This window comes from Listeria rocourtiae subsp. hofi (assembly GCF_963575615.1).
Classification (GTDB): Bacteria; Bacillota; Bacilli; order Lactobacillales; family Listeriaceae; genus Listeria_A; species Listeria_A hofi.
This window is the reverse complement of record NZ_CAUYTL010000008.1, coordinates 18526-40414: the sequence shown is the minus strand read 5'-3', so window position 1 is coordinate 40414 and position 21889 is coordinate 18526. Positions and strand designations below refer to the sequence as shown.

The 21889-nt window shown below is 37.7% G+C and carries 16 protein-coding genes; 10 read left to right on the top strand and 6 right to left on the bottom strand.

The window, feature by feature from the left end; translation table 11 throughout:
• Nucleotides 1-191: 191 nt before the first annotated feature.
• The 3 genes from R8925_RS05590 (at nucleotide 192) to R8925_RS05580 (ending at nucleotide 2507) form a co-directional block, all read left to right on the top strand.
• On the top strand, nucleotides 192-512 hold the full coding sequence (locus R8925_RS05590; RefSeq protein ID WP_430534925.1) for a hypothetical protein: 321 nt from the start codon (nucleotides 192-194) through the stop codon (nucleotides 510-512).
• Between the two features lie 802 nt (nucleotides 513-1314).
• Nucleotides 1315-1695 (top strand): DUF805 domain-containing protein, encoded by a 381-nt coding sequence (locus R8925_RS05585; protein ID WP_430534924.1) that lies wholly within the window; start codon nucleotides 1315-1317, stop codon nucleotides 1693-1695.
• 476 nt (nucleotides 1696-2171) lie between these two features.
• Complete coding sequence (locus R8925_RS05580; RefSeq protein WP_430534923.1) at nucleotides 2172-2507, top strand: helix-turn-helix domain-containing protein; 336 nt, start codon at nucleotides 2172-2174, stop codon at nucleotides 2505-2507.
• A gap of 87 nt (nucleotides 2508-2594) precedes the next feature.
• On the opposite strand, the gene R8925_RS05575 is transcribed toward R8925_RS05580, so the two are convergent.
• Both R8925_RS05575 and R8925_RS05570 read right to left on the bottom strand, forming a co-directional pair.
• Entirely contained in the window at nucleotides 2595-2792 is a 198-nt protein-coding gene (locus tag R8925_RS05575) for a putative holin-like toxin (protein ID WP_430534922.1), read from the bottom strand.
• Between the two features lie 738 nt (nucleotides 2793-3530).
• The gene (locus R8925_RS05570; protein WP_241481005.1) at nucleotides 3531-3590 is read right to left on the bottom strand and encodes a hypothetical protein; all 60 of its coding nucleotides are present in this window, start codon (nucleotides 3588-3590) and stop codon (nucleotides 3531-3533) included.
• Between the two features lie 255 nt (nucleotides 3591-3845).
• On the opposite strand from R8925_RS05570, the gene R8925_RS05565 reads away from it, so the two are divergent.
• Nucleotides 3846-4475, top strand: coding sequence for a hypothetical protein (locus R8925_RS05565; RefSeq protein ID WP_430534921.1), 630 nt, complete (start codon nucleotides 3846-3848; stop codon nucleotides 4473-4475).
• Between the two features lie 664 nt (nucleotides 4476-5139).
• Here the strand turns inward: R8925_RS05565 and R8925_RS05560 are convergent.
• A complete protein-coding gene (locus R8925_RS05560; protein WP_430534920.1) occupies nucleotides 5140-6615 on the bottom strand; it encodes a helix-turn-helix domain-containing protein in 1476 nt (491 codons plus the stop codon).
• A 265-nt stretch (nucleotides 6616-6880) separates the two neighbouring features.
• On the opposite strand from R8925_RS05560, the gene R8925_RS05555 reads away from it, so the two are divergent.
• Nucleotides 6881-9823: a MucBP domain-containing protein gene (locus R8925_RS05555; RefSeq protein WP_430534919.1), complete on the top strand. Its 2943-nt coding sequence runs from the start codon at nucleotides 6881-6883 to the stop codon at nucleotides 9821-9823.
• Nucleotides 9824-9914: 91 nt separating this feature from the next.
• Here R8925_RS05555 and R8925_RS05550 read toward each other — a convergent pair whose 3' ends face one another.
• Nucleotides 9915-10880: an ETX/MTX2 family pore-forming toxin gene (locus R8925_RS05550; RefSeq protein WP_430534918.1), complete on the bottom strand. Its 966-nt coding sequence runs from the start codon at nucleotides 10878-10880 to the stop codon at nucleotides 9915-9917.
• 461 nt (nucleotides 10881-11341) lie between these two features.
• Here R8925_RS05550 and R8925_RS05545 point away from each other — a divergent pair, with 461 nt between their 5' ends.
• On the top strand, nucleotides 11342-12088 hold the full coding sequence (locus tag R8925_RS05545) for a leucine-rich repeat domain-containing protein (RefSeq protein ID WP_430534917.1): 747 nt from the start codon (nucleotides 11342-11344) through the stop codon (nucleotides 12086-12088).
• 247 nt (nucleotides 12089-12335) lie between these two features.
• On the opposite strand, the gene R8925_RS05540 is transcribed toward R8925_RS05545, so the two are convergent.
• Nucleotides 12336-13502 (bottom strand): hypothetical protein, encoded by a 1167-nt coding sequence (locus tag R8925_RS05540; protein WP_430534916.1) that lies wholly within the window; start codon nucleotides 13500-13502, stop codon nucleotides 12336-12338.
• A 221-nt stretch (nucleotides 13503-13723) separates the two neighbouring features.
• Between R8925_RS05540 and R8925_RS05535 the strand changes: the two genes are divergently transcribed.
• From R8925_RS05535 to guaB, 4 genes are all read left to right on the top strand, one after another.
• On the top strand, nucleotides 13724-14596 hold the full coding sequence (locus R8925_RS05535; protein ID WP_430534915.1) for an AraC family transcriptional regulator: 873 nt from the start codon (nucleotides 13724-13726) through the stop codon (nucleotides 14594-14596).
• Between the two features lie 282 nt (nucleotides 14597-14878).
• Nucleotides 14879-16660: an EndoS/ChiA family endoglycosidase gene (locus R8925_RS05530; protein ID WP_430534914.1), complete on the top strand. Its 1782-nt coding sequence runs from the start codon at nucleotides 14879-14881 to the stop codon at nucleotides 16658-16660.
• A 531-nt stretch (nucleotides 16661-17191) separates the two neighbouring features.
• Entirely contained in the window at nucleotides 17192-18823 is a 1632-nt protein-coding gene (gene abc-f / locus R8925_RS05525; protein WP_430534913.1) for a ribosomal protection-like ABC-F family protein, read from the top strand.
• A 276-nt stretch (nucleotides 18824-19099) separates the two neighbouring features.
• Nucleotides 19100-20566 (top strand): IMP dehydrogenase, encoded by a 1467-nt coding sequence (gene guaB, locus R8925_RS05520; RefSeq protein WP_430534912.1) that lies wholly within the window; start codon nucleotides 19100-19102, stop codon nucleotides 20564-20566.
• A 53-nt stretch (nucleotides 20567-20619) separates the two neighbouring features.
• Here the strand turns inward: guaB and R8925_RS05515 are convergent, their stop codons facing one another.
• Nucleotides 20620-21840, bottom strand: coding sequence for a chloride channel protein (locus R8925_RS05515; protein WP_430534911.1), 1221 nt, complete (start codon nucleotides 21838-21840; stop codon nucleotides 20620-20622).
• Between the last annotated feature and the right edge of the window lie 49 nt (nucleotides 21841-21889).

The following is a 21889-nucleotide window of genomic DNA, read 5'->3' as shown; positions in this document are numbered from 1 at the left end:
ATAATATAGTGAATAACACTGGGGACTGTTACATTACTCCAACGTACTATTTTAGTGCATAAGTGAAGGTTTCTGCTATGCCTTTGATGGTAATTTAAAAGCATGGAATATAGCTTCATTGGTGAGGACTCATATACATGGACTCAAAGTGGTGCCCTTTCTTTGTTTTATAAATGGTAGGAGGATGTAATTTGGATAAGGATAGTATTATGGATTTGATAAAAACGAATCTCAACGAAGCGCTTACTGATGTAATTACAAGTAAAGAACTAGTTGAAAGGTCGGAAAAGATACTATATGCCGACGATAATCAACAGTCAATAAACGATAACCTATCATTAGAAGAAAGAGAATTATTGGAAGAGATATCAGTGCAATGGGATTTATATCTGGATAACTCGTATGATATCGAAGTACTACAAAATTTGGATTTTGACAAAGTTAGATTCCCAGAAGTATATCTCGAGGAGTGGTATAAGAAGGTTAAACGATTTGTCGAAAGGAAATTTTAACCTGATTGATGGGTTATTTTTAACTATGTAAGGGGATAAACTATGTCGTATTTAAATGGTGTCATATCAATTCTGATGCTTCTATTGCTGGTGTGTGCGCTTATTGCCTATAAGCATGGTAAAGGTAGATTTAATTCATTTGTTTATGCGTTGATTTCAGTTGAACTGCTATTTGTGTTCTTTGCATTTTTCTTTTTCTGAGAATCGGCCAATCAATTAGTAAATGTGAGGGGGAAATATGCTGGATACTTTAAGGGTACTATTGTTGCTACTGTGTGGCATACTATCAATTGTATTTATAGGGAGTTTTAAATTCGGAACAAAAGTCTGGAAAATACAATTTATTTTAACTTTAGTCATTGTGTTTGTATGTTTTCCAGCATACGTAATTTTGTTTATCTATAGATTCTATGCAATTTTCTAAGATAACTACGAAACGAAAAAATAATGAGAATAAAAATTTATGCACGAGTGTTTAGGCAGGTGTAAGTAAAGTAGACGTGTCAATAACAAAGAAAGGGCGCACCGAAAAGTGATGCTCTTTCTTTGCGTATAAGCAGAGTGTCAAAAAGCATGCTTTTTGACACACATAGAAAAGAACAGAAATCACGTCTTAAAATGTCCTAAAATGGATTTTGAAACAAGACGTTTCCGTGGTATACTTTTTGAAATAGGCTAGATAAAAATTTATTAACCAGTAACATGAAGCGAGAAAGGCTGAGTTAGAGATGAGGTTTAATAAAAAAATAGAAGAGTTAGTGTCTGAAACACTATCTAGCAGAGAGCGTATAGGAGGTATAGGATGAGTTTTGGGGAGTCATTTATAATATTTTGGAAGAGGTCCTTTCATTTTAGCGGAAGGGCAACACGTAGTGAGTTTTGGCACACATTTTTATGGATATTTATGGTATCTATATTACTTCTAATGGTACCGACATACGTTGTTATAATAGTGGATGTTATTCTCTTTATTCCAGTTCTGTCACAGCTTGTCAGAAGGGCTCGGGATGCAGGAATTTCAAAATATATACTTATACCCTTAGTGATAACAGACATTGCAGTGACAATACTATCTTTTAGACCTGAATATTTCGAAGATGAGCATTTTACTGCTATCGATCTACTTTCTTTTGCTATATTGGTTGTTGTGTGTATCGTGGGAATGAAAAAATCAATAAAATAGTTCTACAAGGTGTAGAAGTAATAAGTGCACTTTTTTGTCCAGAACTTAAGATATATAGACATGTCTGAAATAGGCGTGTTTTTTCTTTGAAATAAACGGCGTTCTTGTCTATTTTTTTAATCTATAATAGAAGTCCTGTGAATTGTAATAATTGGGCAAGGGCAGCAAGTCTTTATTTTTCATGAAATTCTAATCTGGATCACAGCTACTTTTTTTCTTGAAGATGTAATATGAAAATATAAGCTAACAACAAGCAAATCCATTTTCATCCTTTCCCCCGAAGTGTGAAAATGTTAACTCCCTTTTTGGCCGTCGCGGTTACTCCCTTTTTCGCGGTGGCTTTTTTGTGCGCCAAAAATATGTCTGATAAGGGTAAACTCTAAATAGAAACTCTGGATTCATTGCTTTATGCTGATTTTATTAATCGCGAAGAATTTAGAAAAGCATTGGATTTTGTCCGCGAAGGAGATTTTTTGATGGTGATGAGTATGCTGTTATTAAGTGAGCCAATTGGGGATCCACTTTTAGGTTGTTTCGTAAAGGATTTAATCCTTCAGTTACTGGCGATGATTGCGGAACGAGAAAGAACGGAAAGTAAGAGAAGGCAAGCGCAGGGAATTGCGATTGCGAAGGAAAAAGGCGTCTATAAAGGTCGACCTATTTTATATGCTGCAGATGCGAAGGATTCGCAAAAACAGGCAGTGTATCATCAGATTGTTCGAATATTAGAAGAAAGGCTCCCGATCAAGCAAATCGCAGAAAAGAATCGTGTGACACGCCCAACGATTTATCGAATTAAAGAGGAACTATAATATATAAGAAACACGTCATGAAATGAAGTGGTTTTGACGAAATCTTCAAAAAATGATATAATGAAACCAAGAAAAGGAAGCCATGCGCTAACACGACTTCCTTCCAGTAGTACCGTTAAAAGACGGCGGCTGATTGTATAGTTTAACCATCAAATCCCGACCAAGCGATTGATGGTTATTTTTTTGGTCGTTATTAAGCTTAATCAATGCAATAACAAGAGCGATTAGGGAAATCAAAAGACTTCCGAAACCGACTGCTAGTTGCAAAGCTTCTGCTACAGACACAAAGGCGTCTCCTTTCGTTAGAGTAGATACTTATTCGCATAAGCATCCCCCTTTCGGTTTGGGATAGCCACCATCTTTCACTCGCTATTAGTTTTCATTATAACATACTTGTGTTGCTGTGATAAAACGAAATAAGGCGATGTCAGAACGCATGCTTTTTGACACATTCATAAAAGAACAGGAATCCATCATCGCCTGAAATTATATACATAGACACAGAACACGGTGATGTGCACAAAATTTGTGATGACTTCGATAGATTGTTGGACTTAATGTTTACTGTGGAAGATGACGATTAAAAATCTAATGATATTCATATCCCCACTTGTGAAGAAATAAGAGTATGGACTAGTTCAACAAACATTAACGAAGTAGTTAAGGGTGTATACACATGAGGATATTAGTTACTATGGCTTTATATTCTAGTACATAGGATGGCATTTATTCTGAGGTCGTGATAAATAGTAGTTGGAAATAGAAATATCATATGCCAAATATCCTGTTTGGTGGGACAGCTAGGTATTCTTTACGAGGTTGAAAAAAAGTTGGCTCTTTTTTATAGAAGCATGCTTTAAGAAGTGTGTCTTTGACGATATTTTCAAAAAGTGCTATAATAAAATGGAAAAGGAAGCCATGCGCTAACATGACTTCCTAGTGCAAACACCTTTTAAGATGGTGACAGCCTTGTATGAGATTAAAAACTACTCATTTCTAGCCGATCAAGCTTATGAGTGGTTTTTATTTTTTGTCATTTTTACTGTTTAAAATGCCGACAACTAATGCTGCGAATGCAATCATTAGTGTGAGCGCTTCAAAAACAGTCATGTTTAATCCTTTCTAGGAGAAACCAAGAATAACATCGGCATCACCTGCTTTCATTGAAAAAAGGCTGCCACCACATCATAAACAAGCTTGCAAAGTCTAGTATAGCACAAAAAATAGATAATTTTAAGGAGCTACCGAGAATGTGGGTGACTCTTTTTGGTTGGGGAAATTGGTATATATAGCTGGACTACGTAGTTGAAAATTATAACTAAGTTAAGAGGGATAAAAGTGTTCGATTTAAAAAAAGAAATTTTCAAGGAATTTGACAATGTTAAAGGTATTGAGAGAATAGGTACAGACGATGAGGTAGCCTTATCGGAAGTTTTTGAAGAAAATACAGAATTAACATTTGATATAGACTTCCTGCCAAAGCCGATGATGAATACGTATATTTATGACAGCTATTTTAATGTTTATTATAGGGATGGCAACAGCAAACATATAAGAGAGCATAGGAAGTATGAAAAGCGATTTTTAAAAGTGATACTTACGATAATGGGCTATAGTCATGATTTATATATTGAAAGTGAAGATTTAGAGCGAAATCATGGAGCCAATGTTGTTAAGATTCCAACAGAGGAAATGGGAAATGTATATTTAGCGAAACACCAGGATAGCTTAGCAAAGATAGTGTTAAACAATCTAGGTCTTAAAGGAAGAAGCAAAGAAAAGCAAATCGATTTATTAATGCTCTTGAAAAAAGCTTTGCGAGATAAAACAGAAGTCACGATTTATCTTTGCGACTTAAAGCTGATTTTACTTATAACGGATTTATATGTTTCGTGTTTGGCGGAGGATGAACGATCGAAAAAATTTTTGGAAAGCATCTGCGCGGTGGAAGGGTTGTATGTGAGATAGCTGTTAATATAGCGCAGTAAGGGAAGTTATAATGGGGCAGAATAAAATATTAGTTATATTTACCGCGCTGTTAGTTACAGGTTGTATTGTTCAGGTAGCAGGTGCTTTGATGCAAAATAATTACATATCAATATCGGGTAGCGTGATTGTTGCATCTGGATCATTTTGGTTCTTTTTTCAATTGATACGTGCTAGAAAGCGGAAATAATTTAATAAACATAACTACAAACTGAATGAAAGGAAACAATATGACGAAACCACAAAAGAAATATGATTTTTTTATCTACACTTTAGTTTTCTTTTTAGGCATAATGATAGCTTCATGGCTTAGTCCAATAATAGGTGAGACGGCTGAAAATGTGATACAACTAATGTTATTTTGTGTCTTTACTCCGATTATCGTATGGATGAGATGGCAAAATAGAAAAATCGATAAGCAGAGTAAAGATAGACAAAAACTGAATACCATGAAGAAGTGACATAATGAATATGATTTTCGTAGATACCTTGGGGTTAGGTCATAAACGGGGCCCTTAGAGAGATAGGTTAGCGTACAGTGCGAATAGGTGTATTTCTATGGACTAGTAAGCAAAGCCATAATTATACGTGGTTTTACCTGCTAGCCCTCTTCATTTGTCTTGTATATTTGCTAAACATGGATCAATCACCAGCCGTTTTCCATGTTTATTTTTTTGCGGAATTTGTTTTGTATAACAGTAGTTAATTCAGCCCATCTTTCCATGTTTCTAGTAGAATCCAAGTAAAATACTTGCTGATTTGGCTTTGCTTTTTCAAGTGTATCGGTCACCACAATATCTGCTTTTGAATAATCACTAGTAATTGAAATATTGTTATTATTGTATAGCGCATATAAGCGATTTTCAATAACATACATAGCTGTAAAATCCTTTGTCATCTGTAAATAAATATAGATTTTAGGATTTTTTTCAGCATTAAACAACGAATGTAGAAAATTACATACCATTTCCAAATGAATCGCATCCTCAATGATGGGAGCAAGCTCTCCTTTTATTGCATCAGCTAAATCATCATTCTTTGGCAAATAAACGGTAAGTTTCGGGATGTATAGTTCAACAAAACTATGGAAGGCATCGCCAATTAAATGACATAAAGAAAGTATAAGCGATAAATAATAGATATAAATATACTCTTTCTCTTTTGGTAAAGCCAAGGAAGTTAACCTAGAAAAGCGAGTATAAATCTCTTTTGAAAGCGTACAGTAAGGATGCTTTTGAATCGAAAAAATTTCTCCTAGTTGGATTTCTTGCTCTCTTTGAATCGTATCCGAAAGAAACAGTCTAGAAAAAAAATTGAAAACCATTATTTCGTTTTTTTTGTTAATTTCACTTAAGCTACAAAATCTATTTTCATGAAAAATTAGCGCAATATCAAAGTTATTTTGGAAAAGGTCAAAGAATGATAGCGTCTCAGGAGAATCAAGCTCTTTAATAAAGTTGTGTCCTTCTATTCTAGTATACAGAACTGCATAGAGAATATACAAAGATCTTTCTTTCGTATTCGATGTATTATGAGAGTTTGGTAGCGCTTCTGGAGGAAGGGTGGATTTAAGTTCATCAATACTTATAGTGGAGAAAGGCCATTCTAAATCTTGAAACGAGTCTTGTAAAAATATGTAGGAAAACAGCCTGATGAATATTTCATTACCTTCAAGGGAAATGTGGTTGTCGGAGAGTTTTACTTTAATATGATATGGTTTCAAAAATGTGTTTAATTTGTATGTTAATTTGGTGAGATAGCTCTCTGAAATAAATAATGCATCGAGAACTTCTTGCTTCATGATTGCAGGTCTTGTTGTAAGTAAAACAGTATAATTGAATATGGCGACCAGTTTTAGCAGTTTTAGTTTCAAAATATAAGAACATTCTACGGCTTTTTTCTCATATTGCTTATTTACACGAATAGTCCCAGTATTATCTGATGTAATAAAATCTTTTATATCTAGATACTGATCAAAAGATTGATTAATTCTAAGTATATTTGATTTTACGGTCTGGATAGAGATACCTAAATATGAAGAAATTTCTCTTAGTGATGTATCCTTTTTTTTAATTACAAAGAATAAAATATTTAGTTCTTTTTGCAAATAGCTTGGAATCAAATTAATACCTCCTTCGTTGTTATTCACAATTAATATCTAGCGCTAAATACTAATTGTACATACAAAAATTTACGTACTAATGTTAACATAACAGAGTGGAATAAGAAAATAATCACTGGTTTTAAAAATATTATTACATACCTGATGGGGGCAACTTACCTTGTGTCGCTCCTATTGATAGTGACAGTGCAACTAGAAATAATAATATTATTCCTAATTTTACATAAATTATAAATCAGATATAAAAAATAATTGGAGGTTTGAGATGAAGCAGTTTCTAAAAATTTTTGTTGTCGTGATTTTGATTCTCCCATTCTTCACATTTTTTCTAGATCCCAAAATAGCCTATGCCGCTATAGAACAAAGAATCGAGGCAGCAAAAAATGAATCAAAAGCAGAACTAACGAAAAACTTGAAGCAAATTTTTCAAAATAATTCTGAACAGAGGATTAGTACAGTCGACACGCCATTAACGAATAAATTTTCCTATAAGACAGGCGAATCAACAAAGTATAGTGAAGGAGGACCCACTTGGAAAAAAGAAGCTTACGTGATTAGCATGAATCCTATCTATTCCACAGTAGGAGTTGATAACAGTCTGTTGTCAATTGACTACAAACATCCGGGTAATGGGACTACTAGCACAGATCCAAGCTCTATATCGATTACTGCTAAAACAAATAAAAAAATCGATACCAGCTTTTTACTTATGGTTCGTAGCGTCTATACAGTATTCCACACGCTGGAACGAGAAGTTTTTTGGGGAAGCTCAGAGCAAACCTTATATTCTCAAGATGTATTAGACACGCCAATATCTATCACAGTACATGTCACAAAAGATAACGAAGAAGGAGCAGTTAAGGTTTCCTATGTTGATGTGGATACAGGTAAAACGATAATGAATGAAAGTACGTTAAAGGGGAAAATTGGTAATTCTTATACTCAAGATGTGCAGAAAGACTACATAGCCAAAAAAGAATATATCAAAAATCAACACTACCAATATGTTAGCGAAAAAAATACAACTGGAATCTATCGAAATGAGGAAGTTAATGCAGAGTATCGATTTGAAAGAGAGCCGGGCGGAAATGCAACAATAAATCATGTTAACACAGAATCCTCTTTAAATGACAAGCAACGAGAAGCTTTTGGAACTCCCGCGCCCGATATTCTAAAGGGTAAATATGGCGAGACGATAACAGCGAAGGCAAAAACGATTGCACATTATGAGACAATAGATGGTAAAGAGGAGATGGAACTAAAACTAGATGAGAAACCGCAACAAAAATCATTTAATTACAAACTAAAGCAGGCAAAGCCATTGACTGTAAAATACGTGGATCAAAACGGAGCCCCTATCCCAGGAGTCGATAATAAAATCATATCTGGAAAATGGGGGGATAAATATACTGTTACTCCTAGAGAAGAAATTCCTTTTTATACACTTGTAGATAGTAGTGAGAAGAAGGAGGGGTACTTGACCGATAACGACCAAGAAATTGTCTATCATTATAAAGTTTCGAAAGGTGCTCCAGTAGTTGTTCATTATGTTGATGAAGAAGGCAAAACAATTCATGAGGATAAGAAATTAACCGGATTAGACTATGGTTCCAGTTTTAAAGAGATGGCCATTAATATACAACATTACCGACAAAAAAAAGATGCAATTAGTGGTCAAATAACAGATAAACAACAAGAAATCACATTTGTTTATGAAAAGAATGATGGTAAACCTGTTATTGCACGTTTCCAAGACGATAAGGGTAAAATCATACATGAAAGCTACTTAATGTACGGAAAGCATGATGAGCTATTTGACGCATCGGAAAAAAACAAAGCAGTTCAAGCTATTTTGACGAAACTAAAAGATAGTCACTTTACGCTTAAAGATATTCAAGGCGAGCAGAATGGGAGGTTTTCCGATAGCAAAGACATTGACTATTCAAGTGAACTGATTTACTCCTTAGAAAAAGATAACGCCCCAGGTCAAGTCAACGTTCGCTTTATAAACAAGAATAGCCAAAAAGAAATTGCGCCAGCAGAAATCTTAACAGGCAGATACGATGAGCACTATGCAACAATCCCCAAATTCATAAAGGGCTATCATTTGGTAGATATACCAGACAATATATCGGGAACTTTTGGCGATACGGGTAGCGAAGTAAAATACCTATATGAACCGGATGTTGGTGGTACCGTCGAACTCCACTATATCGACAAGGATACAAATGAGGAAATAAGCTCTGTGGATGTTAAAAATGGCGGAGTGGGACAAGACTATGATTTTGAACCTAAAGAAATCAACCGTTATGAATTAGTAGACACGCCAAGCAATGCTAAAGGAACATATCCTCTACCCAATCAAACAATCAAAGTCTACTACTCCTACACTAAAACAAAAGCTAAACCAGTACATGTTATCTATCAAGATATGAAAGGTAAAGTGTTAGCGAAAGAAGAATTAGGCGGAGATGAAACAAAATGGGGCGATGTTTTTGAAGCAAATATAAAATCATTTACAGGATATGACTTGAAAGGGATTACGCTAAATGGTATCCAAGTTTCTGAAGGCGCCGGCCAATTCGACGATACGAATGAACAAACTGTCATCTATAGCTACGATTGGAAGAAAGCTGCCCCAGTATCTGTGCAATATATTGACGATGATTCCCAAGAAATTATAAGTCAAGAAGAAATATTAGGTAAAGACGCTGTTTTTGGAGATTCTTTTAAGAGTAGTGCAAAAAATATATCAGGGTATACACTTCAAGCAGTAGATTTAAATGGCCAGATACAAGAGGGAAATAGGATTACCGGAACCTACACCGACCAAGCACAACGAGTTACGTACCATTATAAGAAAGATAAAACAAAAACTATTATTAAAGACCCCGTCACACCTACTGGGGGAAGTAAAGGAAATGAGAATAGTACTACCAGTGTTGAAAATGTCCCAAATAATCCAATAAAATTTCAAAAAAGCCAGGCCTTAGAAATAATCCCTATAAATAAGAAAAGTAGCTATCCAATAGCAGTTGCTGATGAAAAGGTGCTAGAAAGGCAATCCCCAGATAATCCAGCAAAAGTGAAAAAGGATAAGCTCCCAAAAGCAGGAGACGACACGAATTCAGTGACTACAGGATTTGGAGTATTATTGAGTATCATGAGTTTGATTTCTTTGTATATTCGCAAGTTCAATAGATCATAGGAAATTGCTAGAAAGAGTAACGCGTAAAAAGCTTAATTGATAGCTTTTTACGCATTTTTGAAACTTGATTAAAAAATAAGGTGATTGGATATTATCTTTTATCGCGTGATATAACTGGCAACTCCATAGTTTTCATCAATTTCTTGGTACCCTTATCATAAATACGAACAGTCAATTTACTACCTACGACGCTTTCTACATTAGCTTGGCCATCAATTTTTATTGAGTTAGATCCTGAGTTCATTGTAATTCCTCGAACTTTATTTTGCTCGGAGAAAGATATTTTATTCCATAAATCACCTGTTCTATTATTGAAATTAAAAGTTCTCGTGCTAGGTGTTCCATACCAAGATACCCACATACCTGTAGCCGTAATGTTTGTTCTAAGATTTGTTCCTATCGCTTTATAAGAGAGAGAACCCCGAAAAACTTTTCTTTCTAGATTAACAACAGCTACATAGGTTTTATGTGCCGGTACTTTGACTTGTTGTGGTGGGACTGTGAGCGTTCTGGTTACCGAGTTAGTGGTTGCTTCTGCTTTAGAAGAGTTAAATTGAGCCATTGCATTCAAGCCTTCGCTAAAAATTAGTGGTATCGAGAATGTTTTTCCATCACCACCAATTGTAAAGCCTCTTGTTGTTGTAGTACTCGTTGTTTCAGTTATTGCCTTAGAATAGGTTGTTGTTGAATAAGTTTGTTCAGTAGGTGAGTCATTGTGAAATACATTTTCGCCAACATATTCTGGAGCGACATCATTTGCTCTTAAATCATAATGTACACTGTCAGAGTCAATATCTAAGTCCATGCTGGTGCTTATACTTTTTGGTGCTCTACTGAGAGTATACATTCCGCTTTGCTTAGTGCCAGCTAAATTAGCTTGATAATATGAATAACCTACTTGATTGAGTGTATCACTGACATTTGTGATAATTGGGATTTCTTTAATATTAAACATGCTTTGCGCGCTCGCTTCTACAGGAGAAGTAAGTGAGAATGAACCTGCGCTTATTATGGTAATCAATAGAAATAAATTCACTTTATACTTGATTTTCTTCATACGCTCCATCTTCCTTCCTAGCTCTCTTATTTGTTTTTAGTAGGTTACCGTGATTAGAACATCTGCTTTGCTCTACCGCTGTGGCGCTTTGGATTCGTAGCTTTAGAAAATTCTCGTATCATTTACTAGCAAACGCGTACCCCCTTTTTAAAAGTTAATATAAACCTTATTATACCTCAAAAAAACATTTATTTAAGTTGTTAAGGTTACATTATCAGGCAATAACCTTACATTTTTGTAATATTAGTTTTATTAGGACTATTAAAAATTTAATTAAATCATAAATTAACATCGATTTAAGATGTGTCTCTTCCTAATTTTTCAATTCGCCAAAAATTAATATTAATAAACAAGAAAGAAGGAGAAAAAATGAAAATATTTCAATGTTCGGGAATTTTATTATTAACCATAGTAGTACTGACTTTAACATCGCCTGGCTATAAAATGGGGAAATAACAGCAATGGCATCACAGAGTTTACAAAGTCCTAAGGAAGCAGAGAAAAAGATTAGTGATTTCTTCCCAGACCAAAACCTAGCTAAAGCCATTGCACTTAATTTAAATAGTAATTCAAATATTGATGCTCCCATAACAGCGGAGGAATTGGAAAATATAACAGACTTAACAGCCACGAATGCAAGTATTTCCAATTTAAAAGGGCTTGAATATGCTGTTAATCTCAAGAAGCTCAATGTTGATAACAATCATATTGATACAGATGGTATGATGCCACTGACTTCGCTACGAAAGTTAGAATACTTGGATATTAGCAACAACCGTATTCTGAATCACAAGCCATTGGGTGACATGGCTGGTACGGCTCTTTCTGGGCCAGGAGCCATAAAAAGAATCAACGCCCATAACCAAGGGATAGGTCGTGTACTGGATGCAACAAATGAAGCTGATCGAAAATTAATAGACCTTTCATGGAACTTCAAGGATCATGTACTTACAGCAAAAAACATTGTACGGGATAAAAATGGACGCCTTAATTTTCTAATTAATTCTCCTGTAGCTCCAAGTGTTCTCATTAATGGTACTGGCTATACTTTTAATTGGAAAAATAGTACTACGGGTCAATTTAGAGTTGATAATATACCTGAAAATATTCACACCTTAACGATGCAATCAGCCTCAGGTCAAACAAAGATCGCGACAGGTTTTTCCATAACAATAACAAACCTTGATAAAGTAAATCTGCTTCTATAGGAACCTAAGTACAAGAAGGTAGCCAATCTATACTTCACTGCTAACATAAAAAATAGTAGCGTTTTATACGCATATTTGGAGCGCAATGAATGGCATAAATAAGCATGGCGATTCAGTTCGTGCCTCAAGGTTTTGGAGAAACTTAAAAACTCATCGACTTACAACATATACCTCTATCTTTATTATGATAGAAAAACAGTTGTAAGTTGATGAGTTTTTCATGATGGTTGGGGTGCTTTGCGTTTATCTAGGGAGCTTTAACGAGGTTCCAAGTAATCGTTGTCTGATATGCTTGATTAGACCTCAAGCTGTTTCTAACGGGGATTTTCAACAAGAGACCACTTTCGTCTGACCATGTATCCGAAATATTAACTTCTAAAGGGCTTTGGGTATTCTCTTGTTTCGTATGTGCATATACTCGAGCATTGTCCATTAAATATTGGTCGCTTTGTCCGGGTTCGCGATAGATTAAATAAGGGGCTAAGCTGCCATCTTGGTTTTGAACTTGTGCAGTAAGGTACCAATCGTCTTGGTTATCTATATCGCGCCCATCTGTTACAATTAAACCAAGGTTTTCGCGGATGCTCCGTTGAATGATTTGTTCTCGATCTGAGATAGCAATATCGTTAAACATGAGTTTTTCAGGAGCGGTGAGCGATAGTTTTCCTTCTTCCTTGGGCTCGGCAGTCAGGGTCATCTGAATATCATCTGTGGGTCCATTAGGCGTTGTTCTATAGTGGTATACTGGTGTCGTATCGTCAAATTCCTCTAGCCCTCCATGACTGGTGTTAGGAGTAGTATCCCAGTGCCCCGGTTCTAAAATACGATTACCATAAGTGCCATCCCACCAACCCCATGGACCATTAAAATAGCCATCACTTTCAAAAAGGGCATTGGCAATGGTTAGTTGGTATTCTGTTCTTTTTGAAGGTTGCAACCTTTTAATCGTGAGTGTAGTGTTTTCTTTTGAAGACAGTTTGTTGCTTGTGATTGTAACTTCAATTTCAGAACCGCCATCATGGGATATAGTAAAATCTTTAAGACTAACCTCATCCAATACCACACGATGATTATTGTTGCGAATATACCAGAAGTACGAATTCCGTTGAACCAATTTTTCTTTGTCGAACTTAAAATATTCATAAATGGTATCAAGCTTCAAAGGTACACTAACTTCGCTACCAACCTCGGCTGGTAAAGTGACAGTGGACAATTGTCGCTGGATGGATTTGGTTAGCGCTTTTTGGATAGTTGTTTTTATTTCATCTTGTTTAGGGATACCGAGATAAGTGGCCCAAGAATTATTAGGATCCGGTCTTCCTGGGCGCTCGACTATTTCAACGGCATAGACAGTTTGGCTAAATGTAAAACATAACATGATTGCAGTTAGTAGTGTACATACAATTTTTTTCATTTTATAACCTCTTTGTTTGTTATTTTTCGGATATGGCATACATTACATACTAGTCTAGTATTAGTGGTGCAGTCTATCACTTCTTTTTCTGGATTTTGGATATTTGTGATGGAGACTTTTCATAACGACACGGCATATGAACATCGTTAGTATCTGCAACGATAATGACGGGTAAGCGCATTGTAGTTTTGATAAAATTTTCTTGAAGGGAGGTCATAGATATGGATACAATCAAACAGATGAATCTCGCGATGCAGTATATTGAAGCTCACTTGATGGATGAGCTAGATTACCTAGAGTTGTCAAAAATAGCTTGCTGTTCAGAATATCATTTCAGACGTGTTTTTTCATATCTTGCAGGAATGCCACTCAGTGAGTATATTCGGCTCAGAAAATTAGCAGTTGCAGCAACATTACTCAAAGGTAGCGATGAAAAAATTATTGATATTGCGATGCGCTTTGGTTATGAATCACCAGATGCTTTTACAAGAGCATTTCAGTCATTGCACCATGTAACTCCTACGCAGGCTAGAAAAGATACGGTACAGTTAAAAGCGTTTCTTCCTATGACCTTCCAGTTAAAAGTTCAAGGAGGAAGTCTTATGGATTATCGGATTGAAACAAAGGAATCATTTAAAATTGTAGGAATTAGCAAGCGTATTAAGTTGGTTTATGAAGGTGTGAATTCGCAAATGGATGACATGTGGGCACGCTTAAAGCCAGAAGATTTTGTGGCACTTAAAAAATTGTCCAACACCCAACCATCGGGTATTATTTGCGCTTCAACGAATTTTGGAGAAGGGCGACAAGAAGGTGCTGAATTGGATCAATATATCGGTGTCGCTACAACAGCAGATAATATACCAGCTAAGTGGGAAGCTTTAAATGTACTCCCTTCAAACTGGGCAGTGTTTACAGTACGCGGTGAATTTCCTCAAGCTCTACAGGAAGTTTGGGCAAGAATTTATTCTGAATGGCTTCCAACATCGGGTTACGAAGTTGTTCCGGGGCCTGAGATACTATGGAATGAAAGTCCAGATACGAGCAAACCCGATTATAAGAGTGAAATATGGATACCAATTATTAGAAAGTAATGTATTAAAATCGATTGAAAGCGTGTGTGTTCAGGGGACTAATTGTTCACTTTACCCACGCTTATGATCGATTTATTTGCGTTATGTCCAGAAGGTTAGTTAGGAACTTGTATTCTATCTAAACAATAATTTGTACACTAATGCCTTTAATTTGTCTATATAATCCAATTCTATCTATGATAAGATGTTTTTGAAAGCGCTTTTTTAAGGTTTTTGGTTCTGTTCAAAATGTCCTTGGTAGAATTAGAAATAATATTTTCAAAAATGAAAAGGGGTTTTTTCATGTATAAGAAAAGTCTTATTGTTTTACTTGTCCTTGTTTTATGCCTCAGTTTAATCCCAGCTTTTTCAATATCAGCCCATAAAGTGAAGGCAGAGGAACAAATCACGAATAAGAACTTCCTCGTGTATTACCGAGCTTGGCGGGATGTTGAGATGAAGGGAGTCAACACTAGTTTGCCAGATGAAAACTGGATTAGTATGAGCGATATTCCATACGGGATTAATATTGTCAACGTTTTCAGTTATGTGCCACCGGGTCAGGAGGCGCTTGCAAAACCGTTTTTTGATAAGCTAAAAACAGAATATGGACCGGAATTACATGCGCGTGGTGTCAAGTTGATTCGTGGCTTTGATTATTCTAAACTGCTAGCGATTCCTTATGCAGGTGCATTCCCGACAGAGCAGGAGTTTGATGCTTACGCGAAGGCTTTATTGGAAGAGTTGATGACGCCATGGGGATTGGACGGTTTGGATATTGACATGGAAACACATCCGAGTGCAAACGATGTGAAAATTTCGGATGGTGTAATCAAGGCTTTGTCAAAATATATTGGTCCGAAAGCGAATAACGGGACGCTGTTTTTGTATGATACGAATGCAGAAACGATGGCTCCATTCAAAAATGTGAGTGATAGCTTTGATGTGCTGGCATATCAGCAATATGGCAGTGGCACAAATCGTACGGAAATGTCGTCGAATGCCTATGCTCCGTATATTGCAAAGGATAAGTTTTTACCAGGGCTCACGTTCCCAGAAGAGCAGGACCGGAATCGCTGGTATGATACGAAACTTCCATATGAAGAGTCGAATATGTATCAATTGGCGAAGTATGTGCGGGAAAATAATTTGTCTGGAATGTTTCTGTACGCCTTTGATCGGGATGGGAAAACGTATAATGAACCTGATATAAGTAGCGTCACACCGTCGAATCTTTTGTGGACGAAAACGGCAATTTTAGAGGTAAATGGTTATTCTGTGGATAGCGCGAAAGGTTTCGCCAAGCATCATTTACAACGTATTAAGCATAGTAAAGCGCTAACCCTTGAGAAGGTAGCTGAACTTGAGAACTTGATTGATGCGGCGAGCAATCTTTATGAGGTGAACGCGGCAATTTTAGGAGCAAATTTTGAAACGGCAATTAGCCCGACTTACGACCCTCTTTTGGAGAAAGAGTTGATGAGTATTGATCTGGCACCTGCATTTGCGGCGATTGATCAGGCAACGATGATTTTGAGTAAAGTGGCGGGTAATTCGACAAGTATCGAAGCATTGAAAGTAGCAAAAGACGAGTTAGTAAGCCTACTTGGCGGGAAAAAATATACAGCGAGCGAAGTGGATGTTGCCGTGGCTAAGCTTGTAAACTGCATCGATGCGATTCCTCAGCCAGTGACAGCAATTTATCAAGATACAAATGGTCAGAAGCTTGCTGAAAATGCTCAATTAACTGGGAAATTCGGTGACAGTTACGAAACTGCCAAGAAAGATATTCCAGATTATACACTACAAGAGGTAAGAGGCGAGAGCAGTGGTACATTCTCGGAGATGGCACAAGAAGTAGTCTATATTTACGGAAAAGCCGAGGCGGCCAAGGCTCCAGCGCCGACTGTGGATGATGGGCAAGATGTGAAGGTGGAAAATGTAGCCAAAGTTGTAAAAAGTCCAGAGAAAGTTGGCGAGCTACCTGAAACCGGTGATACGTCTGGTAATTGGTTAATCGTCATTGGATTGTTAGCAATATTGACATCCGGTATTATTTTGTACCGAAAGAAAGGAAGGGTGTAAGAATAAGGTTTGACAATTCCGGCCAAACCTAGTATTCTGAAAGCATATTTTAGAAACAGAAAGAGGTGAGGAATCCATGAAATTCTCAATAGCACGCTTGAAGTTAGTAGCCAATTTATGCAGTATCATCCGTGCCGTTTTTTCCATTTTTTCAGTTGCAGGACACCAGTCTGTCCAATTTGCATAACTGAATATCGGAAAAAATTGAGAGAAGCATGGATTCCTACATGAAATATTAAAATGGATCGCTTAGCTCCGAAAACGGAAATATCTGTAGTGAAAACCTAGTTTTGGTTTTTGCGAAAGATGTGAAGACTTCGAGGAGCTGTTCATTAGCGCTAGATTGGATTGTTATAAAAACTTAGGATTAATCCCAAATTCGAAACGGAGTATTTATTCGCTCGAATGCTGAACCTGACCAAAGTTTCAGGCTCTTAGGGATTTGCTTGAGTTTTTTTGTCGTACATTTAATCAGGGCGACACAAAACGATAATGGAAACATGCTTCTCAAAAAGTGAGGAGTAGGAATAAATGACAATAGTGGCTTTAAATAACGTAACAAAACGATTTACAGGTGATTTGGTTTTAGAGAAGGTTAGACTACAGATAGAGTCAGGTGAACGAATGGGGCTTATCGGTCGCAATGGTGAAGGTAAAAGTACGATTTTGAAAATTATTGCTCGGCTGGAAATGCCGGATGAGGGAGTTGTATCGGTTCAAAAGGGCGCGACAGTTGGACTGTTGGATCAGATGCCGGTTGTTACAGGAACAATGGTTGTGCGCGATTTTCTTAGAACCGCATTTGCGCATGTACTGGCTTTACAGGAAGAATTAGAGGGCATGGAAAGTCGAATGACGTATGATACAAACGAGAAATTATTGCAAAATTACGGAGAGAAGCAGGCGCGGTTTATCGAGCTTGGAGGCTATAATTTGGATATGGACATGGATAAAATTTTGCATGGGCTGGGAATTTCTCATTTAGCAGATAAGTATTGGGAACAGTTGAGTGGCGGGGAACAAACGAAGGTATCACTTGGCAAGGTATTGCTTGAGAAGCCGGATTTGCTACTGTTAGATGAGCCAACAAACCATTTGGATTTGAGGGCGGTGGAGTGGCTGACACAGTTTTTAAAGGCGTACCCAGGGGCGATGTTGGTCGTTTCACATGATCGATATTTTTTGGATGAGGTCGTACGCAAGATTGTGGAGCTCGAGAATAAAGAATTGATTACGTATTATACAAATTTCTCTGGGTATTTGGTGGAGCGTGAGCAGCGTTTGCTTAAAGAGTTCAAGGATTACAAGGATCAACAGAAGAAGATTAAGAAGATGGAGCAGGCAATTAAGCGTTTGAGGCAGTGGGCGACGGAGGCTAATCCACCGAATGATGCGCTGTTCCGACGGGCGAAAAGCATGGAAAAAGCGCTGGACCGGATGGAAGTCTTGAAAAAACCGGCTTTAGAGCGGAAGAATATGCAGCTTGAATTCGAAGAGTCAAGGCGTAGTGGGGAAGATGTCGTGATTTTTGAACAAGTTATATTGGGATTTGGGACGCGTGTTTTGTTTAATAATTTGGACTGGCATGTGCGGCAGAAGGAGCGAGTTGCAATTGTTGGTGAGAATGGTGCTGGCAAGTCTACTCTTTTGAAGCTGATTCTTGGGGATTTGCAACCTGATATTGGGACGGTACACGTAGGCCCTAGCGTGGATATTGCTTATTTATCGCAACATATGGATGTTGGTGATGAGAATCAGACGGTCATCGAGGCATTTCGTGATAAAGTCTCGGTTGTGGAGGAGGATGCGAGACATATGTTAGCAACATTCTTGTTTTATGGTGAAATGGTATTTCGAAGAGTAGCAAATTTGAGTGGCGGGGAGCGAATGCGGCTTAGTTTAGCACAGTTTATGAATCAGCCCGTTAATACGTTACTTTTGGACGAACCGACAAACCATTTAGATATCGCATCTCGAGAAGTTTTGGAGGAAGCACTTCGAAATTTTGAAGGAACGATTATTGCTATTTCGCATGACCGCTTTTTCATGGATCAAATTTTTGAACGAACGGTTTGGTTGGAAGATGGACATATTTCTTCATATGGTGGTAATTATTCATATGCTACAGAGAAACGCAAAACAATTGTTTCACGTGAAACATAGAGTCTATATACCTATGCTTGTCAGTGTGAAAAACTGCTATAACTCCTTTCATATCAAAATAGTTCGTGGATAGTCTGAAAGCCAAACCAGTTCAGAAAAAACTGATAATTATCAGCCTCTTGACATATGGCGTAATTTCTTGTAGCATTTATCTAATTAGCAAAATCTATCGGCGGAAATGAAGCGATATTGCGAGCGGTTCTTTCGACTAATACAAGGATGGCTTGTAATTTTGAAGCAGTGACGTCAACCAAATTTGAAGGAGTGTTGCGACCCATGTGGGAGACTAAGTTTGCAAAAGAAGGTCTTACTTTTGATGATGTGTTATTGGTACCGGCGAAATCGGATGTACTACCGAATGAAGTGGATTTGAAAGTTGAAATGACGCCGACACTTAAGCTCAATGTACCGGTTTTCAGTGCGGGGATGGATACGATTACGGAAGCCAAAATGGCGATTGCGATTGCGCGTCAGGGAGGTATCGGGGTTATCCATAAGAACATGACAGCCGAAGAGCAAGCTGGAGAAATTGAAAAGGTAAAGCGTTCGGAAAGTGGTGTTATTATTGACCCATTCTACTTGACGCCAAATCATAAAGTATTTGACGCGGAGCATTTGATGGCGAAATACCGTATTTCGGGTGTACCGATTGTTAATAATGAAGAAGATCGCATTCTTGTTGGGATTTTGACCAACCGTGATTTGCGTTTCATTACAGACTATTCGATTGTGATTTCTGATGTGATGACGAAGGAAAACCTAGTTACTGCACCAGTTGGCACGACTTTGAAGCAAGCTGAGAATATCCTACAGAAGCACCGTATTGAGAAACTTCCACTCGTGGATGATAATGGTGTTTTGAAAGGTCTTATTACGATAAAAGATATTGAAAAAGTGATTGAGTTCCCGAATTCGGCGAAGGATTCTCATGGTCGATTGCTTGTTGCAGCAGCAGTGGGTGTGACGCATGATACGCTGAGCCGTGCAGAGAAGTTAGTCAAGGCTGGTGCGGACGCGATTATTATTGATACGGCACACGGTCATTCACAGGGCGTTTTAAACAAAATTGCTGAGATTCGCGCGGCATTCCCAGATGTGAACATTGTTGCTGGTAATGTGGCTACGGCAGAAGCAACGCGTGAACTTTTTGACGTTGGGGTGGATATCGTGAAAGTAGGTATCGGACCAGGTTCGATTTGTACAACGCGTGTGGTTGCAGGTGTTGGTGTGCCTCAAATTACGGCAATTTATGATTGTGCAACGGTTGCGCGTGAGTATGGCAAAACGATTATCGCGGATGGTGGAATTAAGTATTCCGGAGACATCGTGAAGGCTCTTGCTTCTGGCGGACATGCGGTGATGATTGGTAGTATGTTTGCTGGAACAGATGAAAGTCCTGGCGAAACAGAAATTTTCCAAGGTCGTCGCTTTAAAACATATCGTGGAATGGGAAGCCTAGCTGCGATGGAGAAGGGCTCTAAGGATCGTTATTTCCAAGCGGATGCGAAGAAGTTAGTTCCAGAGGGTATCGAAGGACGCGTGCCTTATAAGGGCTCTCTTGCCGATGTGCTGTTTCAACTAATCGGCGGTATTCGTTCAGGAATGGGGTATTGCGGTTCGCCTGATTTGCGTCACCTACGTGAAGAGTCGCAATTCATTCGGATGACTGGTGCTGGCTTGCGTGAGTCGCATCCACACGATATCCAAATTACAAAAGAAGCACCAAACTACAGTATTTCCTAAAATTAAAAATATGCTAAGCTTAGTTTCGAAACGACTAAACTTAGCATATTTTTTTATACTGCGAGCTTTTTTTTGTTGGGCTTGTAGACCGATAAGTAAGCCGCTGCAAATACGAACGGCCATAAAATGTACGGGAAAAAGAACATAACTAACAGAGCGCTTGCTAATGGCAGTTTTAAAATATTAGTACATGAAGCTGTTGCAAAAACTGCTACGATGAAAATGCTGTCAAAAGGCAAAATATGTGTAAGCGCAAATCCTGTGATAATGCTCGAGAAAATAACTGGGAAGATGTGACCGCCGCGCCATCCGGTACCCAGGCAGACTTTTGTAATAAATAACTTTGCCAGACCGACTGTTAGTAAAAGTAGGAATGACATATTTTTTGATGCGTTCGTGATATCTGGAAAGTAGTGTTCACCTGAAAATAGCATGTATGGTAGGAAGTAGGCTGCGATACCAAGCGCGCACCCTCCGATCACGGCTAGGATGATAGGGTTATGAGGTAATCTCTTAGTAATCCACGTCACTATTTTTCCGAATAGACCATATATCAATCCGAAATATTTTCCGGCAAAGACGAGCGGGATGAATAGTAGCAGTTCTGGCCATGAGATGGTGGATTGACCAAGTAGTACGAATAGTCCGCTATCGCCTCGTAGTCCAAGAAGGTAGTGGAGTAAGAGAAGACCTGTTGCGATAGATATAACATAGATAATAATCTTTTGTGCATGTAATTTCTTATCTTGAATTTTTGGACGCTTTTCTTGGGTAGCAGCAATACCATAAAACGGAGTTACAAAAATAATAGAAAGCATGGTACCGATTCCGAACTCTGTGAAATCTTTACGCTCTTGATAGGTAAAGCTAAGTCTATCTCCAACCCAAGTCACTAGGCCCGCACAAATGCTAACTAGCGCTGCTTCAGGTCCCAAGCTAGCCCCGAATGTTAGAATAATTATAGCAGCTGCAATATTTCGCCAAATGCGCCCTCGATATTCTACGCGTCCATTTTTGTGAAACTCTCCCATAACCTCGTCCATTTCGGATGGATATGTACCGATATATTTTTGTGTAAGACCGACGAAAATTCCGCCAATTGGGCAGATAATAAGTGGCCAGTAAGAGGGATTTGGAAATGCATCATGGGGATTATTCCAAAGTAAGCCGATTAGTTGGTTAATAGTAACAATGAATAGAAACGATAATATTGCTACAAAGGCACCTAAGATGGCACCGTATGCAGAAAGAGTAATTTGTAGGCGAAGATTCATGGCAACGACCTCCAGTCAAGTGATTCATTTGTTCTATTATAGCGTACTG

Bases quoted from the DNA above. Each gene is read 5' to 3' on its own strand.
- R8925_RS05555 (WP_430534919.1), top strand. From the start codon at position 6,881: ATGAAGCAGTTTCTAAAAATTTTTGTTGTCGTGATTTTGATTCTCCCA.
- R8925_RS05580 (WP_430534923.1), top strand. From the start codon at position 2,172: ATGGTGATGAGTATGCTGTTATTAAGTGAGCCAATTGGGGATCCACTT.
- R8925_RS05585 (WP_430534924.1), top strand. From the start codon at position 1,315: ATGAGTTTTGGGGAGTCATTTATAATATTTTGGAAGAGGTCCTTTCAT.
- R8925_RS05540 (WP_430534916.1), bottom strand. From the start codon at position 13,502: ATGAAAAAAATTGTATGTACACTACTAACTGCAATCATGTTATGTTTT.
- R8925_RS05515 (WP_430534911.1), bottom strand. From the start codon at position 21,840: ATGAATCTTCGCCTACAAATTACTCTTTCTGCATACGGTGCCATCTTA.
- R8925_RS05530 (WP_430534914.1), top strand. From the start codon at position 14,879: ATGTATAAGAAAAGTCTTATTGTTTTACTTGTCCTTGTTTTATGCCTC.
- R8925_RS05550 (WP_430534918.1), bottom strand. From the start codon at position 10,880: ATGAAGAAAATCAAGTATAAAGTGAATTTATTTCTATTGATTACCATA.
- R8925_RS05545 (WP_430534917.1), top strand. From the start codon at position 11,342: ATGGCATCACAGAGTTTACAAAGTCCTAAGGAAGCAGAGAAAAAGATT.
- guaB (WP_430534912.1), top strand. From the start codon at position 19,100: ATGTGGGAGACTAAGTTTGCAAAAGAAGGTCTTACTTTTGATGATGTG.
- abc-f (WP_430534913.1), top strand. From the start codon at position 17,192: ATGACAATAGTGGCTTTAAATAACGTAACAAAACGATTTACAGGTGAT.
- R8925_RS05535 (WP_430534915.1), top strand. From the start codon at position 13,724: ATGGATACAATCAAACAGATGAATCTCGCGATGCAGTATATTGAAGCT.